We start from the raw sequence: 993 nt of genomic DNA, 5'->3' as shown, positions 1-993 counted from the left end.
TGTTCAAGGCGCTTCCGCTTTAAGTGTTATAAGGCGGTTGTTCATCTGTATTTGGGGTCATCATGTGTAGGATGAGCCCCGTCCATTTGCCGCGGAATATTTTGATGAAACGTTTTATCTTCATAGTTGAAGTTGCTATAATAGCGCTGTCCTTCTTGCCAGGGGGTACTTTTATTTTCAACTGGGTCGTCTTTCCCAATTGGTGAACCAAAAGGGCCTTCTGGGAATTCCTCTGCAGTTAAGAAGTTCTTCTGCTTTTCGACATTTGAAAGATCAAAATAGCTTTTTGAATCTTTTTCGGGCATACATTTATTCACTCCTTTTTATTAGTATGCAAAAAGGAATGATAAAAAATTATAGTAATTCTAACAAAAAGGAACGTAATTCTTCTGCGTCCTCTTCATTTAATTGAAAAGCGTACTCTAAATACCCTTCCTCCTTTAGGTCATCCTCACCAATTATCGCAAAGCGATTCCCTTGAATATCGAGTACGAGATGTTTTCCAAAATGACGATCGGTTTTAACAATCGCCAAATCAAAGCGTTGGTTGTCACCGACAAAGCTGACAAATCTTGTTTTTGTGTCCTCTGTATCATCGTATAAGAAAAAACGTTCTTTCATGTTATGTTCTCCTTTAGTAAATTTCTCCGTCCTCTATATATTACCAAATAATGAGACAGGTAGGGAACTTTAGGGGTTAATAGAACATTGTAAAAATTTTACCAAAGGAAAAACCGGATTCTGTCAAATTGTGTTACAATATACTTAAAATTGTCGTATGTTGCTTTTGAGAGGGATGGAATCCATGGACTGTCGTTACATGAAAAAAGTAAAGAGTGTAATGCAATGGGGAAAAATTATACTGCCTCTTTCGTCCATACGCTATTACCCTCCACAATTCACCTTGCGCAATCCTTTAATAGAAGGGGTTAGTAACGCTTTTGAGGCTGGGTATGAAGTAGCGGTAATTGTTTTCAAATTAAGAAATCAAAA

Annotated in this window: 1 protein-coding gene and 2 pseudogenes; 1 reads left to right on the top strand and 2 read right to left on the bottom strand. The window is 37.3% G+C overall.

Going from position 1 to position 993, the window contains the following annotated elements:
* Positions 1-19: 19 nt before the first annotated feature.
* Both CHI06_RS22340 and CHI06_RS22335 read right to left on the bottom strand, forming a co-directional pair.
* Positions 20-305: pseudogene (locus CHI06_RS22340) on the bottom strand (cytosolic protein).
* A 49-nt stretch (positions 306-354) separates the two neighbouring features.
* Positions 355-621, bottom strand: a complete 267-nt coding sequence (locus CHI06_RS22335) for a DUF3055 domain-containing protein (RefSeq protein WP_090761491.1) — start codon at positions 619-621, stop codon at positions 355-357.
* A gap of 184 nt (positions 622-805) precedes the next feature.
* On the opposite strand from CHI06_RS22335, the pseudogene CHI06_RS30235 reads away from it, so the two are divergent.
* Positions 806-993 (top strand): annotated as a pseudogene (locus tag CHI06_RS30235) (EAL domain-containing protein); the annotation flags it as partial.

The sequence above is a fragment of the Bacillus sp. 7884-1 genome (genome assembly GCF_002272245.1).
GTDB lineage: Bacteria > Bacillota > Bacilli > Bacillales > Cytobacillaceae > Neobacillus.
This window is presented reverse-complemented; position numbering and strand designations above follow the sequence as displayed.